At 59.9% G+C, this 18,552-nt stretch carries 18 protein-coding genes; 7 read left to right on the forward strand and 11 right to left on the reverse strand.

The annotated features are described in order from the left end of the window. From ABLU50_RS05570 to ABLU50_RS05580, 3 genes are all read right to left on the reverse strand, one after another. A partial coding sequence (locus ABLU50_RS05570; RefSeq protein ID WP_348864610.1) for a triphosphoribosyl-dephospho-CoA synthase occupies window positions 1-740 on the reverse strand: 740 nt, incomplete at its 3' end. After that, the gene (gene mdcA / locus ABLU50_RS05575) at window positions 740-2,395 is read right to left on the reverse strand and encodes a malonate decarboxylase subunit alpha (RefSeq protein WP_087833260.1); all 1,656 of its coding nucleotides are present in this window, start codon (window positions 2,393-2,395) and stop codon (window positions 740-742) included. The genes ABLU50_RS05570 and mdcA, both read right to left, overlap by 1 nt. A 221-nt stretch (window positions 2,396-2,616) precedes the next feature. After that, entirely contained in the window at window positions 2,617-3,651 is a 1,035-nt protein-coding gene (locus tag ABLU50_RS05580) for an AI-2E family transporter (protein ID WP_004206059.1), read from the reverse strand. 442 nt (window positions 3,652-4,093) lie between these two features. Here ABLU50_RS05580 and kpnE point away from each other — a divergent pair, with 442 nt between their 5' ends. Together kpnE and kpnF are read left to right on the forward strand one after the other, a co-directional pair. Continuing rightward, the gene (gene kpnE, locus ABLU50_RS05585; protein WP_004206058.1) at window positions 4,094-4,456 is read left to right on the forward strand and encodes a multidrug efflux SMR transporter subunit KpnE; all 363 of its coding nucleotides are present in this window, start codon (window positions 4,094-4,096) and stop codon (window positions 4,454-4,456) included. Beyond that, window positions 4,443-4,772, forward strand: coding sequence for a multidrug efflux SMR transporter subunit KpnF (gene kpnF / locus ABLU50_RS05590; protein WP_004206057.1), 330 nt, complete (start codon window positions 4,443-4,445; stop codon window positions 4,770-4,772). Before kpnE ends, kpnF begins: the two co-directional genes overlap by 14 nt. Window positions 4,773-4,846: 74 nt before the next feature. Here the strand turns inward: kpnF and ABLU50_RS05595 are convergent, their stop codons facing one another. Next, window positions 4,847-4,960: an ArsR family transcriptional regulator gene (locus tag ABLU50_RS05595; protein WP_224052065.1), complete on the reverse strand. Its 114-nt coding sequence runs from the start codon at window positions 4,958-4,960 to the stop codon at window positions 4,847-4,849. Here ABLU50_RS05595 and ABLU50_RS05600 point away from each other — a divergent pair. Then, window positions 4,932-7,034: a bifunctional diguanylate cyclase/phosphodiesterase gene (locus tag ABLU50_RS05600; protein ID WP_235309067.1), complete on the forward strand. Its 2,103-nt coding sequence runs from the start codon at window positions 4,932-4,934 to the stop codon at window positions 7,032-7,034. The two genes, ABLU50_RS05595 and ABLU50_RS05600, sit on opposite strands and share 29 nt — an antisense overlap. Here ABLU50_RS05600 and ABLU50_RS05605 read toward each other — a convergent pair whose 3' ends face one another. From ABLU50_RS05605 to ABLU50_RS05615, 3 genes are all read right to left on the reverse strand, one after another. Then, window positions 7,035-7,847, reverse strand: coding sequence for a serine protease (locus ABLU50_RS05605; RefSeq protein ID WP_004206054.1), 813 nt, complete (start codon window positions 7,845-7,847; stop codon window positions 7,035-7,037). Between the two features lie 940 nt (window positions 7,848-8,787). After that, window positions 8,788-9,207 carry an acid resistance repetitive basic protein Asr gene (gene asr, locus ABLU50_RS05610; RefSeq protein WP_053810423.1) on the reverse strand — a complete coding sequence of 140 codons (420 nt, stop codon included), beginning with the start codon at window positions 9,205-9,207 and terminating at the stop codon, window positions 8,788-8,790. A 165-nt stretch (window positions 9,208-9,372) separates the two neighbouring features. After that, a complete protein-coding gene (locus ABLU50_RS05615; protein ID WP_004206051.1) occupies window positions 9,373-10,860 on the reverse strand; it encodes a carboxypeptidase M32 in 1,488 nt (495 codons plus the stop codon). 227 nt (window positions 10,861-11,087) lie between these two features. Here ABLU50_RS05615 and ABLU50_RS05620 point away from each other — a divergent pair, with 227 nt between their 5' ends. Next, window positions 11,088-11,180 carry a hypothetical protein gene (locus ABLU50_RS05620; RefSeq protein WP_004206050.1) on the forward strand — a complete coding sequence of 31 codons (93 nt, stop codon included), beginning with the start codon at window positions 11,088-11,090 and terminating at the stop codon, window positions 11,178-11,180. 30 nt (window positions 11,181-11,210) lie between these two features. Here the strand turns inward: ABLU50_RS05620 and ABLU50_RS05625 are convergent, their stop codons facing one another. Beyond that, window positions 11,211-12,461: an MFS transporter gene (locus ABLU50_RS05625; protein WP_087833262.1), complete on the reverse strand. Its 1,251-nt coding sequence runs from the start codon at window positions 12,459-12,461 to the stop codon at window positions 11,211-11,213. Window positions 12,462-12,591: 130 nt separating this feature from the next. Between ABLU50_RS05625 and ABLU50_RS05630 the strand changes: the two genes are divergently transcribed. From ABLU50_RS05630 to bioD, 3 genes are all read left to right on the forward strand, one after another. Then, on the forward strand, window positions 12,592-13,494 hold the full coding sequence (locus ABLU50_RS05630; RefSeq protein ID WP_087833263.1) for a LysR family transcriptional regulator: 903 nt from the start codon (window positions 12,592-12,594) through the stop codon (window positions 13,492-13,494). Window positions 13,495-13,618: 124 nt separating this feature from the next. Beyond that, window positions 13,619-14,839, forward strand: coding sequence for a sugar metabolism global transcriptional regulator Mlc (gene mlc / locus ABLU50_RS05635; protein ID WP_004206046.1), 1,221 nt, complete (start codon window positions 13,619-13,621; stop codon window positions 14,837-14,839). Between the two features lie 127 nt (window positions 14,840-14,966). Then, entirely contained in the window at window positions 14,967-15,662 is a 696-nt protein-coding gene (gene bioD / locus ABLU50_RS05640; RefSeq protein WP_004206045.1) for a dethiobiotin synthase, read from the forward strand. Here the strand turns inward: bioD and clcB are convergent. The 3 genes from clcB to ABLU50_RS05655 form a co-directional block, all read right to left on the reverse strand. Continuing rightward, the gene (clcB, locus tag ABLU50_RS05645; protein WP_053810422.1) at window positions 15,615-16,910 is read right to left on the reverse strand and encodes a voltage-gated ClC-type chloride channel ClcB; all 1,296 of its coding nucleotides are present in this window, start codon (window positions 16,908-16,910) and stop codon (window positions 15,615-15,617) included. The two genes, bioD and clcB, sit on opposite strands and share 48 nt — an antisense overlap. Window positions 16,911-17,043: 133 nt before the next feature. After that, window positions 17,044-17,652 (reverse strand): Tat proofreading chaperone DmsD, encoded by a 609-nt coding sequence (gene dmsD / locus ABLU50_RS05650; RefSeq protein WP_049003714.1) that lies wholly within the window; start codon window positions 17,650-17,652, stop codon window positions 17,044-17,046. Window positions 17,653-17,693: 41 nt separating this feature from the next. Next, complete coding sequence (locus ABLU50_RS05655) at window positions 17,694-18,551, reverse strand: DmsC/YnfH family molybdoenzyme membrane anchor subunit (RefSeq protein WP_065903393.1); 858 nt, start codon at window positions 18,549-18,551, stop codon at window positions 17,694-17,696. Between the last annotated feature and the right edge of the window lies 1 nt (window position 18,552).

The raw sequence follows: 18,552 nt of genomic DNA on the forward strand, positions 1-18,552 counted from the left end.
CCCCCGCGGCCGGCGACGCTGGCGCAACCGCCGGCCGCCAGCACCTCGCGGGCGCCCTGCTGCATGGTCTGCAGGCCGCTCATGCCGGCGCGCGACAGCACGCAGGTATCGCTCAGCGAGGTCATGATGGCCATCAGCGCGTCAAGTCGCGCCTGCGGCTCGCTGGCGCCTCGGGCGCGGCTTTGCTGTAACTGCGGCAGCGCCAGGGCGGTGATATGCGGGAAACCGCGCTGCGCCTCTTCGCGCGCGCCAGGCACCTGCCAGCGGCGGCTGGCGCGCAGCCCTTTACTGAAGCTTTTCGGCGCCAGGCTGTCGGGCAGGCGGGCGAGGGCGGCGGCGGTGTCGGCGATCGTCTGTGATTGCCCCTCTCCACCCAACATCGCCACCGCGCTGACCAGCAGCCCCAGCGCCCAGATGGCGCCGCGGTGGGTATTGACCCCGCCGGTGGCCTGCATCATCTGCGCTTCGCCTTCGCGACCGAGGCGGCCGACGGTTTCGCGCAGCGCGATATCCGCCGGGCGACGCCAGCTTTGCTGGGCCAGTGCGTGGAAGGTCGGCTGCAGGCTGCGGGCGGAGCGTTCCATCAGCGCCAGCGTGAGGTCCTGATGCGCGCCGCTGCCGCGGCTGTCGACCAGACCCGGTTTCGGGCTCAGACGGGCTTCGTCAATCAGGCAGGCGCTGGCGGTGTCCGCCAGCCAGCTGACACGACTTTCGGCGTGCAGGGGAGAGAGAATTTTCATTACCAGCTCCGGAATTTTGCCGGTGGGTTGTACAATCCGTCGGACCATTCCACCAGGTCGGCGACGCTGCCGGCGGCCAGCAGTGAACGGGTTGCCTCGCTGCGGCGAATACCCAGATCTTCCGGGTAGACCACTTTGCCGCTCTGACGCAGGGCAGCCACGCGTTTTGCGTCCACCCCGAGGCCAATGTCGGTGATCCCGGCCACTGCGGCGACCATCGCCCGGCGCTCTTCCAGGCTTTCCGCACGATACAGATAGGCGATACCCTCTTCGGTCAGCACGTGGGTGACGTCATCGCCGTAAATCATCACCGGCGCCAGCGGCATGCCGGAGGTTTTAGCGACGTCGACCGCGTCGAGGGTCTCAACGAAGGTCGGTTTCACGCCGGCCTGGAAGGTTTCGACCATCTGCACCACCAGTTTTTTACCGCGCTGTATTGGGTCCGGCTCGGTGATCATATTGAGCCAGGCAGGGGTAGCGTGGCGGCGGCCGTGCGGATCGTGGCCCATGTTCGGCGCGCCGCCGAAGCCGGAAAGGCGGCCGCGTGTGACGGTCGAGGAGTTAGCCAGTCCATCCACCTGCAGGGTCGAACCGATAAACATATCCACCGCGTACTGACCCGCCAGCTGGCAGAAGGCGCGGTTGGAACGCATGGAGCCGTCCGGGCCGGTAAAGAAGATATCCGGGCGGGCGCGGATGTACTCTTCCATCCCCAGCTCGCCGCCGAAGCAGTGCACGCTCTCCACCCAGCCGCTCTCGATCGCCGGGATCAGGGTCGGATGCGGGTTCAGGGTCCAGTGTTTACAGATTTTGCCTTTCAGGCCGAGCTGTTCGCCGTAGGTCGGTAGCAGCAGTTCGATGGCGGCGGTGTTGAAGCCGATCCCGTGGTTGAGGGACTGCACCTGATGCTCTGCGTAGATGCCCTTGATCGCCATCATCGCCATCAGAATGTGTTCTTGCTTAATCAGGCGCGGGTCGCGGGTGAACAGTGGTTCAATAAAGAACGGCTTGTCGGCGACCACCACGTAATCAATCCACGAGCCGGGAATATCGACGCGGGGCAGATCGCACTCGTCGTCCACCAGTTCGTTGACCTGAGCGATAACAATGCCGTCGTGGAAGGCGGCGGCCTCTACCAGCGCCGGGGTATCTTCGGTACTCGGCCCGGTATAGAGGTTTCCTTTGCGGTCGGCTTTGTAGCCGGCGATCAGCGCGACGTTAGGCGACAGATCGACGTACAGGCGGGAGTAGAGTTCGATATAGGTATGAATGGCGCCGATTTCCAGCAGCCCATCTTCCAGCAGCTGCGAAATGCGCAGGCTTTGGGTACCGGAGAAGGAGAAATCGAGCTTACGGGCGATGCCTTTTTCAAACAGGTCAAGGTGCTCGCTGCGCCCGACGCTGGGCATGATCATATGCAGATCGTGGATTTTCTGCGGATTGACTTCCGCCAGCATGCGGGAGAGAAAATCGGCCTGCTTCTGGTTGTTGCCTTCCAGCACCACTCGGTCGCCGGGGGCGAGCAGGTTTTCCAGTACGCTGACCAGCTGGTCAGTGGGGATGACTTTGCCCGGGATGTTGGCCTCAGCCAGCCGCCGTTGCTTTTCCGTCCGGCGACGGTTCCAGACCCGCCCCGTCGTTTGTTCGGCATTCATTATTAACCTCCTGATTCGACAAATCGTTTTGTTTGTCCTGGTGGAGGGTAGTGTGCGACGCGGGGCGCGGAGCATCAATTAAGCACGGCGGCCAATCGTTAGCCTGAGAGTAACAATGGTGAGTGGCCCTTTGTGATGAGGATCAATAATATAAAAGGCGTAGTGGTCTACTGCAGGTGACAAGGAGAGGAGGGCCGGTCAGCCACCGGCCCGGGAAAGGTTTACTGTTTGCTCACATCACTTAGTAAGAAGGCGATGCTCTGCCCGCCGCTGGTCTGCTCAAGGGCAATTTTGACGATAATCGTCAACGGCACCGACAGGAGCATACCGACCGGACCCAGCAGCCAGCCCCAGAAGATCAATGACAGGAACACCACCAGGGTGGAGAGCCCCAGGCCGCGCCCCATGATCCGCGGTTCGAGAATATTGCCGAACACCAGGTTAACGATCAGATAACCGGCCAGCACCACCAGCGCCTCGTACAGGCCGCCGAACACCAGCACCTGCAGGATCGGCGGGATGGCCGCCAGTACGGAACCGATATTGGGAATATAATTCAGCGCGAAGGCCAGTAGCCCCCACATAAAGGCGAAGCGCACGTCCAGCAGAACCAGCATTCCCCAGACCACCAGCCCGGTGACCAGGCTAATCGCGGTCTTCAGCACCAGATAATGCGACACGCTGTCGATAGCGCGCTGGATAGCCCCCATGCCTTCTACCGGGCGGGACATCAGCTGCTGGAGTTTTGCGGGGAGCTGCGGCACCTCCAGCAGCATAAACACCACCGTCAGCAGCAGCAGAAAAATCGAGGACATGGCGTTCGACAGCTGAGTGAGCAGACTGGTGACCAGGGTCATCACGGCGTTGGGGTCGATGTATTTGTTAAGCTCCACCACCGAGACGGTAAAACCCAGGCGCTGCAGCCAGGGGGCGATGGTTTGCATCGGTTCGTAGAGATAGTTGCGGTACTGCGGCAGGGTGCGCGCCAGCTCGTTAAGCGAGGTCCCCAGCGAGGCCAGCAGCACAACGGCTAACATCACGATAAGGCCTATCAGCAGTGAGATCGCCAGCACGCGCGGCACCCGGCAGCGGACCAGCAGCTGCACCAGCGGATTAAGGATCACCGCCAGAAAAAGCGCGAGAATAAACGGGACAATAATGTCTGCCGCAAAGCGAATGCCGGTCAGGATGATCACCAGCATGCCCAGCATGATGACCATCTTTAGTCCGTTAAGTGTAATAATAGGTTTAGCCATAGGATCCCGTCCTCAATCTTCCTTGCCTGTTAACAGGTTGCGTTACATTAGCATAATGACGTTTTTTTTCAGAAAAAACGCATTGCTGCAAAACCGCGGCGTAAAGAATTGCAAAGTCTTTGAATTAAATGTAGCACTATGCTACAAATCTACCTGTGTTTAACTACTGAGGACAATTTCCATCCGCACCGGACGAGAAGCAACACCGCGGATAATTGTAATTTTATGGACAATCAGTTCAGGATGTATATTTTAAATCACCCCGCAGTATCCCTCACTTTTTCCCGTTTTGCCGGCGAACAGCACTGGCATTCGGCGCTATAGTCACCTTCTTTCTGCCTGAGCTGGCGCCAAGCGCACAGCGAAATCTACGTCAGAAATTTTCCGGTTTACGCGTCGCGTAAACGGTAATGGATTATATTCTCAAGCAGGAGAAGGGATCATGTTTTATTGGATTTTATTAGCTTTAGCTATTGTTGCTGAAATTACCGGCACGTTGTCGATGAAATGGGCAAGCATCAGCGGTGGGCATACCGGCTATATTTTAATGCTAGCCATGATAGCTCTGTCATATATTTTTCTCGCCTTTGCAGTTAAAAAAATTGCCCTCGGCGTGGCTTACGCGTTATGGGAAGGGATTGGCATTTTGCTGATCACCCTGTTCAGCGTTCTGTTATTTGATGAAAGCTTGTCGCTGCTGAAAATAGCCGGTCTGACCACACTGGTGGTGGGGATCGTCCTGATTAAGTCCGGCACCCAGAAAAAAGCGTCGTCGAAGCAGGAGGTGGCTCATGCAGCAGTTTGAGTGGATCCACGCCGCCTGGTTGGCTATCGCCATTGTTCTGGAGATTATTGCCAACGTCTTTTTGAAGTTTTCCGACGGTTTCCGCCGCAAGGTCTATGGCATCCTGTCGCTGGCGGCGGTGCTGGGCGCATTCAGCGCCCTGTCGCAGGCGGTAAAAGGCATCGATCTGTCGGTTGCCTATGCGCTGTGGGGCGGCTTCGGTATCGCGGCGACCATCGCCGCCGGCTGGGTGCTGTTTGGCCAGCGCCTGAATAACAAAGGCTGGGCGGGAGTCATCCTGTTGGTTGCCGGCATGGTGTTAATTAAACTCGCCTGACGTCGCGCCGCCTGCAAAGCCAGGCGGCAAAACGGGTCCGCTGTAGTATGCTTACCTCAAGACCGGCCCCGCAGTTATTGTGCCCGGTGACGATGAGGACTGCGCATGTTCACAGCTTTCGGCTGGCGGAAAATTCCTTCCGCCAGGACGTTGTCAATAATGATTTTTCTCGCCGGGCTCGGCCTCACCGCGTCGGTTATCTCCCTGCTTTACCTGTCGCAACACCTCATTGCCAGCAAATCCAATGAAATTGACCAGCAGCGTTCTGTCCTGTCGGTGGAAGGGGCGGTGCAGACATCGGTCAACCGGGTGCTGTCCCTGGTGCTGGACAATGCCATCTGGGACGATGCGGTGACCCAGACTTACGCCCCCAGACTGGATCAAAAATGGCTGTACGACACCTGGGGATCGGGCTTCAAAATCAATAATCTGTACGACGGCACCTTTGTCCTTGATGAACATTATCACATTCTGTGGGGCGCCTTTCAGAGTCAGGTGATGCCCCGGACAGACCTTTCATTTCTCGGCGCCGGGCTGACCAGCCTGATCCGTTATCATGCAAAGGCTCTGCGCGAGGGGAAAAACGCCTTCGCCGGCATCACGCGCACCGAGGCAGGGATCGCTTTCGTCGGCATCGGCCTGATCCGGCCAACGACCGGCCGGCTGCAAGTGGCTGACGATACCCGGCGCTATCTGGTCATTACCCGGCACATCAGTCCTCAGCTGCTGCAGCGTTTAGGCGACACCTTCCAGATAAGTCATCTCCATCTCAGCGACGGCCCCGGCGAACACCGTATTCCGTTGCGCACGCAGGGAGGCGAGGTGCTGGGCTATCTGGCGTGGCAGCCGCGTCTGCCCGGCGCCGAAGCGGCCCTGGCCTCATCAGGCAGTATGCGGCTGATCGCCGGGGTGGCCGCCAGCCTGATCCTGCTGTTTATTCTGTTCAGCAGCCTCGGCATGTATAAGCTGGCCCGCGGCGAACGTCAGGCGCGGGAGATCGCCCTGATTGACTGGCTCAGCCGGCTGCCCAACCGACGAGCGCTGCTGCTGCGGTTAAGCCAGGTGTGCGACACGAGTAAGCACGACATGCAGTGCGTGGTGTTTATCGATCTGGACGGATTTAAAGATGTGAATGATAACTATGGCCACGATGTGGGCGACGCCCTGATCCGCCATATCGCCAGCGCGCTGCAAAAACGGGTGCCGGCGGAGGCCATGCTGGCAAGAATGGGCGGGGATGAATTCGCCATGGCGGTGAGCGGCGAACAAGCGATCGACCGGGCGGCGGCGTTCGCCTGGGCGGCGCTGGAGCTGCTGAAAGCGCCGGTGGCACTGAGCAAACGCAAAATTTATATCGGCGCCAGCATCGGCATCGCCAGCGGAACCCCGGCGGAATGCTCCAGTACCGAACTGTTTCGCCGGGCGGATATCGCCATGTACCACGCCAAGAAGAGCGGCAAGGGGCAGACGGCCTGGTATGACGATGCGCTGGATGCCGTGCGACGTCATCAGCTGATGATCGAGAATGGCATCCGTCAGGGGCTGGAGCAGGATGAATTTGAGGTCTGGTATCAGCCGGTAGTCGATGCCGATACCCTGACGATGACCGGCGTTGAAGCGCTGCTGCGCTGGCCGCGTCGCCCGCAGGGTGCGCTGGCGCCGGATGCATTTATCGCCATTGCCGAGAGCAGCGGCCTGATTGACACCCTCGGCCAGTTCGTTCTGCAACGTGCCTGCAGCGATCTGCAGCCGGTGAGCGATCTGCTGCTGTCGGTGAACATCTCCCCGGCGCAATTTCGCGATCCGGCCTTTGAAAGCCGGGTGATGAAGACGGTCGCTGCCTGCCGCTTTCCGCCGTCGCGCCTGCAAGTGGAGGTGACGGAGAGTTATGTGCTGGAAAATCCGGAACGTTCGCAGGCGGTGGTGGAGAATCTGAAGGCCCAGGGCATCGCCGTGGCGCTGGACGATTTTGGCACTGGTTATTCGAGCATCGGCTATTTACGCCGCTTTCGTTTTGACAGCCTGAAGATTGACAAATCCCTCGCCGGGCGGGTGGACTGTGATGCGCAGGCGGCGGAGATGGTGCGCGGCACGGTGCGCATCGCCCGCGCGCTGGGGATGACGGTCGTGGCTGAGGGGGTTGAAGATCCGCAACAGCTGGCGCTGCTGCGGCGGGCCGGTTGCGACCGGCTACAGGGCTTTTACTTCAGTAAACCGATGCCGATCGCCGACCTGCTGCAGCGGCGCCAGCAACAGGGGTAATTACTCTCCGGCCAGCGCCTCCAGCTTATCGCGAAAGCCGGTCACCGCGATGGCGCGGTTGTCCGCTCGCCAGCGATCCTGCGGGCCGGGAGCCGAACTTTGCACGGCGATCACTTGCCAGCCGTCCGCGGTTTTCAGCAGCAGCGGCGAGCCGCTGTCGCCGGGCAGGGTGTCACACTGGTGCGACAGGACGCTGTTTTGCGCCCAGCCGGTGACGATGCAGTCCTGGTGGCTATAAAGATTATCCAGATGATCTTCAGGATAACCTGACTGGGTCACTTTCCGGTCCGCCGCCTTCAGCGCCGCGGTTAAATCGGCCTTACTGCCGGGGAAGAGCGGGATCGGCGTGATGCCTGAGGGAGCATAGCGCAGCACGATCAGGCCAAAATCCGAGGGCGCCGCGGCGGAGGGAACGATCCAGCCGTCGCCGTCGGCTTTCAGGCGCTTGCCTAACCCGGGATCCACTCGTCCGTCAATGCCGTGGATCTCATACACCCAGTTCCCCTTGCGGGAAATAAAGCGCAGAGCGACCGCTTTATCCGGCTTGCCGCGCGGGGGCGTTAACAGGCAGTGGCCCGCGGTCAGCGCCAGGTTGGGGGAGATGAGCGTCGCCGTGCACAGATTGCCGCTGGCGGTCTCCAGCTGGCCAATCGCGTCCCACGGGCTCTCCTCCGGACGGCTCACCGCTTTACGGTCATCGTGACCGAAAAACAACGTCTTAATATCTTTGGCGCTCAGTCCGTTATCATCGGCATGTGCGCCCAGAGGTAACAGATAAAATGAACACAGTAATAACAGAACGTTTCTACGCATATCACTCTCTGGGGAGGCTATGATGTCTATTGACAGTAGCAGGAGATTTAAGTTTATGAAAGTAAACAATAATTCTTATCAGGCCAAACGGCATGTCTCATCTGCGCGCGGCGGGCCCTGACGCGGGTAAAACCGTCTGATTTCAATCGGTTAATACCAGTAACCTTCTGCTGCTATTTCCGCAGAAAGCGCGGTCTGGCGCAAGAACATTCGTGTATCAGAACGTACTGAAATTGGCGAATAATGCAGCAACACTTCTTTAAGGTTATTCCTGGTTTGTCAGCGGAATGTGCAAAAATAATACGTTTACCCGCCAGAACTTCACCAGAATTCGCACTTCTTTACGCCTCACGTAATAATTTTCAATGCGAAACATTTTCTCACCGAAAACATTGTTACCGTCACCCCGCCGTTGAGTAAATAGAGAGGTAATACCGGCGATGATAGCCTGAATTCTATTTCCCCGGCGTTCGGAGGGTATATGTCTAAAAAAGGTATTCGCGCACTGGTCTATGTTTCCCTTGTCTCCGTGGCCATCTGGGGCGCAACCGGCTATCTGGTGATGGAAGCGGTACGTGCTTTGTGATGAGTCTGGCCGCCGCGTGGGGGCCAGGCGCGCGATGGTTTCTTGCTAACGTGTCTGGCGTCTTCGGGCGCCGGGCATTATTTGCGCCGCTGGCAGCGGCAGGGTACAGAGAGTGGTAAGAGGTGGGCAATAATATTTACGCGACATTCACCTTCCGGGAAGTCTGCGCCAGGCGGCAAAACGGGAGAGGGGGCGAAACAATTAATAGAGGAAAAAGCGGGTCGCAACCACTGCGCAAATGATTAACAGGATCAGGATGAGCTCAAAACGATAGCGCCGCAGCATAGTGCTCTCCAGAAAAAACGGCGCTGAAACAGCGCCGATTATTTAAGAAGGTTGGTTCACCGGGAGGAATTATGCTGCCGGCTGTGCAGCAGGTTTAGCGGCCTGGTGTTTGGTGGTTTTGTGGTGTTTTTTCGCTGCCTGGGCTTTCTGGGCTACCGGTTTAGCGGCAGCTTTGTGGTGCTTTTTAGCGGCCTGGGCTTTCTGCGGAGCGGCTGGTTTAGCTTCTGCTTTTTTGTGTTTTTTAGCGGCCTGGGCTTTCTGGGCAGCGGCTGGTTTCGCTTCAGCTTTCTTGTGTTTTTTGGCAGCCTGAGCTTTCTGCTCTGCAGCTGGTTTTGCCGCGGCTTTATGATGTTTTTTATGATGGGTGGTCTTGGCAGCAGCGCTGTGGGTAGCAGCAGGCGCCTGAGTGGTGCTTACTGCGTCAGCAGCGAAAGCGGCGGAAGAGAGACCCATAGCAGCGGCAACGACCAGAGCTAATACTTTTTTCATTCTGATATCCTCGAAAAGTTTTCTTAATTTCAACCCCACTGCGGGGCCGGTGAAATTACTATATGCTTGTCTTTTCGGGCTTTCCGTGAGTGTTTGGTATCGGCGTGTAACCGAATGTACAAGGCGGGGAGCGGAAGGACGCGCCGGGCAGCCCGGCGCGGACGATCACAGATAGCGGGCGGTAAGGTGATCGCGGAAGTAGCGGCTGTTAAGATCCTCGCCGGTGGCCTGCTGAATCAGCTGCGAGGTGGTGAAGCGGCTGCCATGCTGCCAGATATTCTGCCGCAGCCAGTCAAACAGGGCGCTGAAATCCCCTTCCGCAATATCGCGGTCTAACGTCGGCAGCGCGCGACGGGCGGCGGCCATCAGCTGCGCGGCGTACATCGCCCCCAGCGTATAGGAAGGGAAGTAGCCGAAGCCGCCGTCGGTCCAGTGAATATCCTGCATACAGCCGTCCCGGTAGTTGCCGGTGGTCGACAGTCCCAGCCAGTGCTGCATTTTCTCATCCCACAGCGACGGAATATCTTCCACCTCGATCTCGCCGTCGATCAGCGCGCGTTCAATTTCATAACGCAGGATCACATGCGCCGGGTAGCTGACCTCATCGGCATCAACGCGAATAAAGCCTGGTTTCACCCGCTGGTTCCAGGCGACAAAATTCTCCTCGCTAAAGGCCGGCCGATCGCCAAAGCGTTCGCGCACCGCCGGCAACAGGCGGTGGAGGAAGCGCTCGCTGCGTCCCAGCTGCATTTCAAAGAACAGGCTTTGCGATTCATGGATAGCGGTAGAGCGGGCCAGTCCTACCGGCTGGTCGACCCACGGGCGAGGCAGATTCTGCTCATAGCGGGCGTGGCCGGTCTCGTGGATCACGCCGAACAGGGCGCTGAGCAGGTCGTTTTCGTTGTAGCGGGTGGTGATGCGCACATCCTGAGGGACGCCGCCGCAGAACGGGTGGGCGCTGATGTCCAGACGCCCGCCGTCAAAGTCAAAGCCGAGGATGCGCATCGCCTGCAGACCCAGCTCGCGCTGCTCAGGGATCGGGAACGGCCCCTGCGGGGCGATCAAGGTTCGCGTCGCCTGCTTGTCGACCGCTTGCCGCAGCAGGGAAGGTAGCCAGGACTTGAGGTCGGCAAACAGGCTGTCCAGCCGGGCGCTGGTCATATCCGGCTCGAAAATATCAAGCAGCGCGTCATAGCGTGAGCCGCCCCGGGCGTCGGCGCGGATCTGCGCTTCCTCGCGGCTCAGCCTGACCACCTCGCGCAAATTTTCGGCAAAGCCAGCCCAGTCGTTAGCCGGCCGCTGGCTGCGCCAGGCATGTTCGCAACGGCTACCGGCCAGTGATTTGGCCTCCACCAGGCTTTCCGGCAGCAGCGCCGCCTGATCGTACTGACGCTGCATTTCCCGCAGGTTGGCCTGTTCGAGGTCGTTGAGATCCTGCTGGCGGGCCGCCTGCAGCCATTGGCCCACTTTTTTATCGGTCAGGATCTGATGCTGTAGCACGCCGAGTTCCGCCAGCGCTTCGCTGCGGGCGGCGCTACCGCCCGGAGGCATCATGGCGAACATATCCCAGCCGGCGATGGCGGAGAGATGCGAAAAGCGCGACAGGCGCTGAAAGGTGCGGGTAAGCTGCTGATAAGGCGTATTTTCAGTCATAGTAGCGTTCGGTCCGTGACAGGTGAATGAACAGATTATCGGTATGCCTCTACACTATCCTGATACGCCTGGCGGGTCGAGCGTTGCGCGCAGGAGGCGTGGTATAGCATCAGCCGGGAGATAGCAGGAAAAAAAGCGTGGCTCTGTGAGCGGTATTGCAGAAATCGGTAACGTATCGTGACTAAACTGTGATCGATTACACAGGTCTGGAGGTTCGGGGGTGGTTTATGAATCCGTTCACCTGGCTGTTTATTGCCTTACTGTCCGTTGATGCCGTCAGAGAGCTGATGGGCTTGTCATCTATCATGGGCATGTGGTGAAACGTGGCCCGCAGGCCACGTCACGGGCGATTATTTTAGTCGGCGATACAAGCAAGTGCCGGTCAACAGCGCGGCAAGGAGCAGCAGCGCGATAAATCCGCCGACGCCGTTCCAGCCGTAGCGGTGCCAGAACACCCCGCCTAACGTCCCCGCCAGGCTTGAGCCAAGATAATAGCTGAACAGATATAGCGATGACGCCTGTCCGCGGGCGCGGCGCGCGCGTGGGCCAATCCAGCTGCTGGCGACGGAATGCGCGGCGAAGAAGCCGGCGGAGAACAGCAGCATGCCGATGAAAATCAGCCACAGGGAAGAAAAGAGCGTCATCAGCAGTCCGCAAAGCATCACGCCGGTAAAGCCGAGCATCACTGGACCGCGGCCATAGCGTACGGTCATGGCGCCCGCTTTCGGCGAGCTCCAGGTTCCGGTGAGATACGCCACCGACAGCAGACCCACCACCGCCTGGCTTAACGACCACGGCGACATCATCAGACGGTAGCCAATGTAGTTAAACAGAGTGACAAAGGCCCCCATCAGCAGGAAACCTTCGACGAACAGCAGCGGCAGGCCGCGATCGCGCCAGTGCAGGCGGAAATTAATCAGCAGCGTTTTTGGCCGCAGCGAGGTCGGGCGGAAATGGCGCGACTCGGGCAGGATACGCCAGAACATAATCGCCGCTGCCAGAGCGAAGCCGCTGATCACCGCCAGCGCCACGCGCCAGCCGAAGAAATCGGTAAAGACCCCGGTGAGCAAGCGGCCGCTCATGCCGCCGATGGAGTTGCCGCTGATATAGAGTCCCATGGAGAAGGCCACGAAGCTGGGGTGGATCTCCTCGCTCAGGTAGGTCATGCCGACCGCCGCCACGCCGCTCAACGACAGGCCGATCAGGGCGCGCATAATCAGGATGCCGTGCCAGCTGGTCATCATGGTCGACAACAGCGAGCAGCAGGCGGCCAGCAGCAAGGCGGTGACCATCACCGGCTTGCGGCCAATGGCGTCCGATAGTGGGCCGGTAAACAGCAGGCCAACCGCCAGCATCGCCGTGGAAATGGAGAGAGAGATACTGCTGCTGGCCGGAGATTCGCCGAACTCGTTCGACAGCACCGGCAGGATCGGCTGCACGCAATAGAGAAGGGCAAAGGTGGCCAGACCGGCGGAGAACAGCGCGAGAGTGACGCGCATAAACTGCGGGGTGCCGCGCTTAATAAATTGATCCGGGCGGGATGCACCAGCGACGCTGACCTCGTCCGCCGGCACGGTGTCAACGGTTGTTGTACGACTCACAGAGAATTCCTTGGATAGAAGTTGCTGCTTACCAACAGAGTGTTGTGACCATTCAGCTCACATTTTTAGGGTATGAAAATGTAAATATTCTGTCTAATATATTAATAATCTCAAATAAGACGTTTTAAATATGAATATCGAGTTGCGTCATCTGCGCTACTTTGTCGCCGTCGCCGAGGAGCTGCATTTTGGCCGCGCCGCGGCGCGACTGAACATCTCTCAACCGCCGTTAAGCCAGCAAATTCAGATCCTCGAGCAGCAGACCGGCGCCCGCCTGTTCGCCCGCACCAACCGCAGCGTCAGCCTGACGGCGGCGGGCAAACAGTTTCTCGCCGACAGCCGACAAATTCTCGCCCAGGTGGAGGACGCCGCCGCCCGCGCCACCCGCCTGCACCATGGGGAAACGGGCGAACTGCGTATCGGCTTTACCTCCTCGGCCCCTTTCATCAAGGCGGTATCCGATACGCTGTCGCTGTTTCGTCAGCGCTACCCGGATGTGCATATTCTCACCCGCGAGACCAATACCCGCGAACAGATTGTCCCGCTGAGCGAGGGGGCCCTCGACCTTGGCCTGTTGCGCAATACCCAACTGCCGGACACCCTGGCGTGGCAGCGGGTGCTGCGTGAGCCGCTGCTGGCGATGGTCCCGGCGGACCATCCGCTGGCCCGCCTGCCCTCGGTCAGCCTGGCGGCGCTGGCGCGGGAGCCGTTCGTCTTTTTCGACCCGCATGTCGGTACCGGCCTGTATGACGATATCCTTGGCCTGCTGCGCCGCTACGGCCATACGCCGGTGATTGCCCAGGAGGTGGGGGAGGCGATGACCATTATTGGCCTGGTGGCCGCCGGACTGGGGGTGTCGATCCTGCCGGCCTCCTTTCAGCGCGTGCAGCTCAGCGAAATGCGCTGGCTGCCGATCGACGAACAGGATGCGGTGTCAGAGATGTGGCTGGTGTGGTCGAAACACCATGAGCAGGGAGCGCTGGCAAAACGCTTTCGTGACACGCTGCTGGCCTGGAAAAGCGAGCGCAATTGAAGCAAAAATGGGCTGGAAATGTGCGGTAAATCACAAGGCTAAGCAAAAATTTGACGTTCACCATCGAAGTGCTTCACCATAGCCGAAAGTTTATTTCGAAGCGCGAAAATAAAGGGAGTCAATGGTGGTAGCGGATAGTCAACCAGGCCATATCGATCAAATCAAGCAGACCAATGCGGGCGCCGTCTATCGCCTGATTGATCAGCTCGGCCCGGTATCGCGTATCGACCTCTCCCGATTTGCGCAACTGGCGCCCGCCAGCATCACCAAAATTGTCCGCGAAATGCTGGAAGCGCACCTGGTGCAGGAGACCGAAATTCAGGAGCCCGGCAGCCGCGGGCGGCCGGCGGTGGGGCTGATGGTGGAAACCGAGGCATGGCACTATCTGGCGGTGCGCATCAGCCGCGGCGAGATCCACCTTTCGCTGCGTGATTTAAGCAGCCAGCTGGTGGTGGAGGAGCAGCTGGAGCTGGCGCTTGCCGACAGCACGCCGTTTCTGACGCGGATTATCGACCATATCGATCGCTTCTTTATTCGCCACCAGAAGAAGCTGGAACGTCTCACCTCCATCGCCATCACGATGCCGGGTATCATTGATACTGAAAACGGCATTATTCATCGCATGCCGTTTTATGAAGAAGTCAAAGACGTCCCGTTAGGCGAAACGCTGGCCAACCATACCGGGGTGCCGGTCTATATTCAGCATGACATCAGCGCCTGGACCATGGCGGAATCGCTGTTTGGCGCCTCGCGCGGCGCCCGGGACGTGATTCAGGTAGTGATCGATCACAACGTCGGCGCCGGGGTTATCACCGATGGACGTCTGCTGCACGCCGGCAGCAGCAGTCTCGTGGAGATCGGTCATACCCAGGTCGACCCCTACGGCAAACGCTGCTACTGCGGCAACCATGGCTGTTTGGAAACGATCGCCAGCGTGGAGAGCGTGCTGGAGCTGGCGCAGATGCGGATGGCGCAGTCGATGAGCTCGCTGCTGCATCAGCGTCCGCTGAGCGTGGAGTGGCTATGTCAGGCGGCGCTGCAGGGCGATCTGCTGGCCCGGGACATTATCAGCGGCGTCGGTAATCACGTCGGCCGCATTCTGGCGATCATGGTCAATCTGTTTAACCCGCAGAAAATCCTGATTGGCTCGCCGTTTAACCTGGCGGCAGACATTCTTTTTCCGGCAATTTCCAGCTGCATTCGGCAACAATCACTCCCGGCCTACAGCCAGCATATCGCGGTTGAAAGCACCCAGTTCTCCAACCGCGGAACGATGGCTGGCGCGGCGTTGGTCAAGGATGCGCTCTATAACGGATCCTTACTCATACGACTGTTACAGGGTTAACATTTTTTCATAGTCACACCAAAAATTGCGCTATCTCAAGCTGACCCCCAGCGGCTTCACGTAGACTTTGCCCACTGTTGATTATTTCTCTCCCGTATATTTCATCGACAAAACTGTGGGGTTAGTGATGTTTAAGCGTTTCTTTATTACAGGTACAGACACCTCTGTCGGGAAGACAGTGGTTTCCCGTGCGCTGTTGCAGGCACTTGCTGCCAGAGGCAAAAGCGTGGCCGGGTACAAGCCTGTGGCGAAGGGCAGCAAAGAGACGCCGGACGGTTTGCGTAACAAAGACGCGCTGGTGCTGCAGAGCGTCTCCACGCTGGCGTTACCCTATGAGGCTGTCAATCCCATCGCCTTAAGCGAAGACGAAAGCAGCGTGGCGCACAGCTGCCCGATCAACTACGGTCTGCTGTCGGATGGTTTGCAGCGGCTGACCGGGCAGGTTGAACATGTGGTGGTTGAAGGCACCGGCGGCTGGCGCAGCCTGATGAACGACCTGCGACCGCTCTCCGAATGGGTGGTACAGGAGCAGCTCCCGGTGCTGATGGTGGTGGGGATCCAGGAAGGGTGCATCAACCATGCGCTGCTGACGGCCCAGGCGATCGCCAATGACGGGCTACCGCTGATCGGCTGGGTGGCCAACCGCATTAACCCCGGTCTGGCGCACTACGCCGAAATCATCGATGTGCTCAGCAAAAAGCTGCCGGCGCCGCTCATTGGCGAGCTGCCGTATCTGCCGCGCGCCGAGCAGCGTGAGCTAAGCCGCTACGTCGACTTAGACATGCTCGGCAACGTGATGGCGATAGATCGAATCCCGGCGTAACGTCCGCGACAGCACCGACGCCACCACGCAGGTGATCAACAGGCCGGGCAGCAGCGTATACTGCCCGGTCATCTCACAAATCATCAGGGTCGACATAATGGGCGCATGGGTGGTGGCGGCAAGAAACGCCGCCATGCCGGTCAGTCCCATCATCAAAGCCATCTCCTGATCCCCCGGTAGCCACAGCCCGCTGAAGCGGGCAAACAGCATGCCCATCGCCAGACCAACAAACAGCGTGGGGGTAAACACCCCGCCCGGCGCGCCGGAGCCACTGCTGGCCAGCACCGCCAGCAGTTTGCACAGGAATACCGCCACCAGCAGCGCGCCGGGCGGCGGCAGCAGGAGATAGCTTTGCACCACGCTGTAGCCGTTGCCCCACACCGCCGGAGTGATGAGCGATAAGCCGCCGACTATCAGCCCGCCCAGCGCCAGCTGCCACGGCGGCGCCAGCTTCAGCCTGACGAACCCGCGGTGGCTGTAGGCCATCAGCCAGATAAACAGCGGCCCGCACAGCCCGGCCAGCAGTCCGGTGGCGAGCATCAGGCCATAGTGCAGCGCGCTAAGGTCCTGCTGCAGGACGACATGGTACAGCGGCGCGGCGCCGCCGTTGAGAAACTGGGTGAGCAGCAGGGCGATCACAGCCGAGATGACAACCGGCCCAAGCGAGGCCAGCATCAGCGTGCCAAAGAGAATTTCAGCGATAAACAGGCTGCCGGCCAGCGGGGCATGATAGGCGCTGGCCATCCCGGCGGCGGCGCCGCAGGCGACCCACAGCTTCCATTCTGCCTGCGGCGTGAAGCGGCGGGCGAACAGCGAGGCCGCCAGCGCGGCCAGCAGGATCATGGCGCCTTCCCGGCCAATCGCGCTGCCGGTGACCACCACCAGCAGCGAGGCCAGCGACTTCACCAGGCTTGCCGGCGTATCGAAGCAACCGTCCCCGGTTTCCAGGGCTTCCATATAATCGGTGGCGGCGTGCGGGCGGGCAATGCTGCGCCGCTGCCAGAGCCAGAGAAGTGTCCCTGCCGCCAGTCCCCCCAGCGCCGGGGTAATCAGCCGCCGCCACGCCGGCAGCGACTGCGCGGCGTTGACCAGGCTCCCGCTGTCGTTACCGAGAAACAGCGTTTCCAGCACCACCATGGCATGGCGAAACAGGGCCACCGCCAGGGCGGCGAGCAGGCCAATCAGCGTGGCGATCAGCAGGCGACGAAACATCACCTGCACGTCAGGATAGGGATGAAGACGGTGCATCGGTCATGGCGAGAGTCGGAAAACATGGCCTTATTGTGATAGGGAATAACCTTATATGCAAAAGCGATAAGTGCGGGTCACGGTCAGGCGTGCAAATAAGGAAACCGCGCCGACTACCGGCGCGGTAAAGGGATTAGCGATAGAGCGGCTTTTCCGCCACGGCGATCGGCAGATTCTCCTGCCACTGCGCCAGGGTCGCCTGCGCCAGCTGACCCAGCGCCTGGTAGAAGGGGTGGGCAGCGCGTTCGACAAAGACGCTCAGGAAGCGTCCGGACCACGGCAGCAGATGCCAGGCCAGCAGCTGGCCAAACAACGCCTCCTGCTCCGTTTCGCACAGCCACGCCGCCAGCAGCAGCAGGGTGCCGAAATGGTCTTCCGGCTCGTTGCGATCGGCGTCCAGTGCGATGCCGTTCGCGCGCATCCATTCGCGCAGGGCCAGCGTGGATTCGCCGAACAGCACCGATTCTTTATCCAGCCAGACGGATCCCCATGGCGGCGCCGGCAGGGCCCATGGTCCGATAAACAGGCGCTGCCAGGCTTCCGGCAACGACTCTTCAGCCGACGCGGCAAACCCCGATGCCAGCGGGGCAGCAACCGGGTAGGGCCACTGTTGCTGCCAGCTGCCGTCCTGGAAGGCGGCGACCAGCGGCGCGATTTGCGCGTTATTCGGCGCATAAGAGAACAACGCGCCCAGGGTACGGGCGCTTAACGCGACGGCGTCGCGGTGTGGGAACGGCATCATCACTTATTCCTTTCTGCGGCGCGCGCCGGCGCGCCGTCTCATTAACCGGCAACCGCCATACCGACGGTCATATGTAGCCCATAAAACAGGCCGCGGCCAATACATTCAGCAATCAAGACCAGCAGCAGACCAGCCAGTAGCCCCGCCGCGCGCGGCGGCTGGCGACGGATCAGCGGGCACAGCCAGCAGCCGAGTCCCAGCGCCAGCAGGATCAGGCGTAAGGCCTGCAGTCTGCCGTAATTCGGCAACAGGCTGGCCGCCTGCTGAACGGAGCTGTGAATAGTACTGAGCCCGGCGCTTTGCATGACGATCACCGCGGCGCTGATGACCAGCGCGGCCACGCTCAACCCAGCAATAAACCAGCCGTTAACGTCGACTTTCGCCATTTGCAACAGCAGGGCGGCGAACAGCGGCCCGCTAAGGAGTACCGTCAGGAAGAAGGCGCTGGTGGTGTAGCCAGTGTACCATGTCGGTACAGTATCGATTTGATAAACCCGGGTCATCGCGAGGACAAACAGCAGCCCCAACAGCAGGGTGATCACCAGCCAGATTTTGCCCAGCGCCGCCGGCATTTTTTCCAGCACTGCCAGCAGCCACCAGAATCCGCCCACAGCGAAAAACAAGGCGCCGCTGGCGATTTCGTTGCTCAGCGCCGAGGCGCCGACGCGGTTCAGCGAGTTAAACGCGCGCAGTGGCGAACCGAGATGCATAACTGAAGCGAGAAAGCCGATCCCCATCAGCAGCCAGATAAAAAACATGCTGCGCACCAGACGCTGCCGCGCTTCGCGCTGGTCCGCCAGCTCGAGCCAGACCAGACCACTGATGAGTGTCGCGCCCACCACGCATTGCCCCAGTACCGTAAACAGCACCAGCGGCCATTCATGCCATCCGCTTCCCATC

The organism is Klebsiella sp. GG_Kp173, from assembly GCF_040062415.1.
GTDB lineage: Bacteria > Pseudomonadota > Gammaproteobacteria > Enterobacterales > Enterobacteriaceae > Klebsiella > Klebsiella quasipneumoniae.

Coding starts and splice junctions, on each gene's coding strand:
- ABLU50_RS05630 (WP_087833263.1), top strand. CDS start 12,592: ATGAATATCGAGTTGCGTCATCTGCGCTACTTTGTCGCCGTCGCCGAG.
- ABLU50_RS05615 (WP_004206051.1), bottom strand. CDS start 10,860: ATGACTGAAAATACGCCTTATCAGCAGCTTACCCGCACCTTTCAGCGC.
- kpnF (WP_004206057.1), top strand. CDS start 4,443: ATGCAGCAGTTTGAGTGGATCCACGCCGCCTGGTTGGCTATCGCCATT.
- ABLU50_RS05620 (WP_004206050.1), top strand. CDS start 11,088: ATGAATCCGTTCACCTGGCTGTTTATTGCCTTACTGTCCGTTGATGCC.
- ABLU50_RS05655 (WP_065903393.1), bottom strand. CDS start 18,551: ATGGGAAGCGGATGGCATGAATGGCCGCTGGTGCTGTTTACGGTACTG.
- ABLU50_RS05600 (WP_235309067.1), top strand. CDS start 4,932: ATGATTTTTCTCGCCGGGCTCGGCCTCACCGCGTCGGTTATCTCCCTG.
- mdcA (WP_087833260.1), bottom strand. CDS start 2,395: ATGAATGCCGAACAAACGACGGGGCGGGTCTGGAACCGTCGCCGGACG.
- bioD (WP_004206045.1), top strand. CDS start 14,967: ATGTTTAAGCGTTTCTTTATTACAGGTACAGACACCTCTGTCGGGAAG.
- clcB (WP_053810422.1), bottom strand. CDS start 16,910: ATGCACCGTCTTCATCCCTATCCTGACGTGCAGGTGATGTTTCGTCGC.
- dmsD (WP_049003714.1), bottom strand. CDS start 17,652: ATGATGCCGTTCCCACACCGCGACGCCGTCGCGTTAAGCGCCCGTACC.
- kpnE (WP_004206058.1), top strand. CDS start 4,094: ATGTTTTATTGGATTTTATTAGCTTTAGCTATTGTTGCTGAAATTACC.
- asr (WP_053810423.1), bottom strand. CDS start 9,207: ATGAAAAAAGTATTAGCTCTGGTCGTTGCCGCTGCTATGGGTCTCTCT.
- ABLU50_RS05580 (WP_004206059.1), bottom strand. CDS start 3,651: ATGGCTAAACCTATTATTACACTTAACGGACTAAAGATGGTCATCATG.
- ABLU50_RS05605 (WP_004206054.1), bottom strand. CDS start 7,847: ATGCGTAGAAACGTTCTGTTATTACTGTGTTCATTTTATCTGTTACCT.